Source organism: Marisediminitalea oceani (genome assembly GCF_003731635.1).
In the GTDB taxonomy this organism is placed as follows: Bacteria; Pseudomonadota; Gammaproteobacteria; order Enterobacterales; family Alteromonadaceae; genus Alteromonas; species Alteromonas oceani.
Genome location: NZ_RCUA01000013.1, coordinates 1 through 2,607, shown reverse-complemented (window position 1 = coordinate 2,607; position 2,607 = coordinate 1). Strand labels below are relative to the sequence as shown.

Annotated in this window: 4 protein-coding genes and 1 pseudogene; 2 read left to right on the top strand and 3 right to left on the bottom strand. The window is 44.0% G+C overall.

Translation table 11 applies throughout. The features are described 5' to 3' along the window. Positions 1-103 precede the first annotated feature (103 nt). Positions 104-553, bottom strand: a complete 450-nt coding sequence (locus D9T21_RS04180) for a hypothetical protein (RefSeq protein WP_123323869.1) — start codon at positions 551-553, stop codon at positions 104-106. A gap of 98 nt (positions 554-651) precedes the next feature. Between D9T21_RS04180 and D9T21_RS04175 the strand changes: the two genes are divergently transcribed. Together D9T21_RS04175 and D9T21_RS04170 are read left to right on the top strand one after the other, a co-directional pair. After that, the gene (locus D9T21_RS04175) at positions 652-1,062 is read left to right on the top strand and encodes a DUF2787 family protein (RefSeq protein WP_123323868.1); all 411 of its coding nucleotides are present in this window, start codon (positions 652-654) and stop codon (positions 1,060-1,062) included. Positions 1,063-1,127: 65 nt separating this feature from the next. Continuing rightward, positions 1,128-1,445 (top strand): RNase H1/viroplasmin domain-containing protein, encoded by a 318-nt coding sequence (locus tag D9T21_RS04170; protein ID WP_123323867.1) that lies wholly within the window; start codon positions 1,128-1,130, stop codon positions 1,443-1,445. Here D9T21_RS04170 and D9T21_RS04165 read toward each other — a convergent pair. Both D9T21_RS04165 and D9T21_RS04160 read right to left on the bottom strand, forming a co-directional pair. Further along, positions 1,442-2,191: an NYN domain-containing protein gene (locus D9T21_RS04165; protein WP_123323866.1), complete on the bottom strand. Its 750-nt coding sequence runs from the start codon at positions 2,189-2,191 to the stop codon at positions 1,442-1,444. The genes D9T21_RS04170 and D9T21_RS04165 overlap by 4 nt on opposite strands. 12 nt (positions 2,192-2,203) lie before the next feature. Next, positions 2,204-2,554: pseudogene (locus tag D9T21_RS04160) on the bottom strand (restriction endonuclease); the annotation flags it as partial. Between the last annotated feature and the right edge of the window lie 53 nt (positions 2,555-2,607).

Here is a 2,607-nt window from a genome sequence, read left to right as displayed (position 1 = left end):
AACCTGACGCTGGCACCAGAAAACTGGGTAACTGTCAGATCAGGTCTGAGCTAGTACACCTTATCCATGTCCACAGACCTGCCGTTAGCAACCTGTAAGTACCTTAACCAGCGAGATGCAAAGCAACTTTATTCGCTTCCTCTATCGCCGCTAGGTTAACGTCGATATCAATGTTTTGATTGTTGATGTTAGTGAGCGTTTTGCTTTGCCAGTAGTGAAGTACCTCGTCAACAGACTTGAGCTCTTTTCCATGGTGCAAAACCAAGGGGGAGTCCAAGTCACCACCGCTACCAATATAGGCCCAGACAAAACGCTCCTGCTTGGTTTCTCTAATGCAATAGAGTTTCTCAATCAGATGTGTTGAGCCTTCTGCTGCGCGTGTATGGAGAAGGAAAATATCGCTAATGCCATCCTCAAAGTCTGGAAATTGAAAAACCAGTTCCATGTGTTTGGCATCATCCGCGCACTCTTGCCGTAACAATGCAGACAAAAACTGCGTAAAGCGGCTATCGAGTGGCGTTGTGATATTAGAGAAATTTAGTTGAAGTGACATACGTGAATTCCTTATATGTGTATGTCATTAAATTAGTATTCCCGGCAGGATAAGTACTTACAGGTCTTTTCTCACAATACATTAAAAAGACCAATATCATGAACATTCAATACAAAGCACTGGCGTTGCCGGTATCCAAACGATTCACCAATGCCATTGCCGAATTGTTAACTCAACACCAAATAACAGGCGATAGCATCACCATCAACTTTCGGGACCCAAATTACTCTGCAGAGGACGGAGGTTTCCATCCGGTAGAAATACGGTTAGAGAAACACGGCGATACTTGGCAATTCTGCTATATCACCGATTTTACTTATGTCGGCATTGGTCCGTTTGCAGAACTGGCTAATGACCTCGATTTTGATTTTCAGGCTGGTGTATTTCAAAACCTGCATGGCCTGTTTCCGATTGAAGTTGCTCTGGATATTTACCAGATATGGGAAGGTAACTTTCTCCACTACTGGCAAACGTTAAACGTTTTTACCATTCAAATCTCCAGCGACTAAACCTGCCAAATAAAAACTGTAAATAGTAATTAAGCAGCTAACACCAAAATTTACAGGAGACAAAAATGGCCAGAGATTTTGACAGTATTCCTCGATCACGTAAGTCGCGGACTAAGTATTATGTTGTTTTTGAAGGACGTGAACCAGGAATCTATTTCTCTTGGGAGGAAGCTAACGCGCGAGTATATAAGTTTTCGAGGGCTAAACATAAAGCTTTTGATAGCTTAGAAAAGGCACGCGAAGCGTTTGAGAACTATCAAAACGGCAAAGGCGTTCGCTTAACACTGAGAACCGATTCAAAGGATGAACAACCTAAACGCAAAACGGTAAAAAGGCGGCAAGCTGTGAAAATAGATGATCTGCCGCCTTGGGAACTTGATTAAGGCGTTGCAATCTTGGGGCGATAGAAGATCCCATGTGTCGCCCCTTTACCTTTCAACTTTGTCATTTCGAATATAGCTGACAGGCCAGCAACCACGCCGGTTACTTTGGCAGAACCATAAGTACGAGGATCAAAATCCGGTTTTGTGCGTTTTAAGAAGCTTCCCGCCGGACCAACGTTTACCCAACCATCATCGTTCTGATATAGCTCCCATGCTTTCAATAAAACCGGGATAAGTTCTTCTGCGCCATTGGTGGAAATCGCGTTGTCAGCCTTTGGTGTATCGGTATTAGATACCGGCTCAGCACCTAAGTTTTCAGTGAAGATGAAATCATCACAGGCATTCCGAAACGATACCGGTGTTTTCTTCTCTCCTACACCAAACACAAACTTTTCCGATTCCCTCAACCGCGAGGCCAGTTTGGTAAAGTCACTATCACTTGAAACCAATGCAAAGGCATCAATGCGGTCGGAATACAGTAAGTCCATGGCATCAATAATCATCGATGCATCGGTGGAGTTCTTACCGGTGGTATAGGCAAATTGTTGAATTGGCTGGATCGCCAGTTCATTAAGCGGCTTCTTCCAGTTCTTCAAGGTATCGGCAGACCAATCACCGTAAGCCCGTTTTATTAGCACATGGCCATGTGCTGATATCTCATCCAATATGGGCGATAGCTTGGCTAACTGTGCATTATCCGCATCAATCAGTACGGCCACTTTCTTATGAACATCCAGGTCTTTCATCTCTATCCTTACTTATTCGGTATAACGGCATTTAGGAAAAGTAGAACACCCCAAAAACGTAGTACCGGCATTAGGACCGCGTTTCGCCGTTCTTTCTACTAACTCACCAGAACATTTTGGGCACACCTTGGGTTTTTCAATAGTGACCTGAGGTGAAACCTGCACATCGTTTACCAATGCCAATAGTTTTGGTCCATCAATTAGCTCTATAGGCTTACCTGCGGCAAAGTCGATAGCCTGTTGGGTAAAGGTGCCAGAACTGATGATGATAAAGTGGTTAGCCTGATGTGCAGTCAGCACACCAAACATTTCTCGCACCACATTCACGCCAACCTTTTGTGTTTTCCACTGTTTGCATTGTAAGCGATCAATATAGACCCGGATCACCCCATTTTATCTAAGTCGCTCGTTAATTT

Coding starts and splice junctions, on each gene's coding strand:
- D9T21_RS04180 (WP_123323869.1), bottom strand. CDS start 553: ATGTCACTTCAACTAAATTTCTCTAATATCACAACGCCACTCGATAGC.
- D9T21_RS04175 (WP_123323868.1), top strand. CDS start 652: ATGAACATTCAATACAAAGCACTGGCGTTGCCGGTATCCAAACGATTC.
- D9T21_RS04170 (WP_123323867.1), top strand. CDS start 1,128: ATGGCCAGAGATTTTGACAGTATTCCTCGATCACGTAAGTCGCGGACT.
- D9T21_RS04165 (WP_123323866.1), bottom strand. CDS start 2,191: ATGAAAGACCTGGATGTTCATAAGAAAGTGGCCGTACTGATTGATGCG.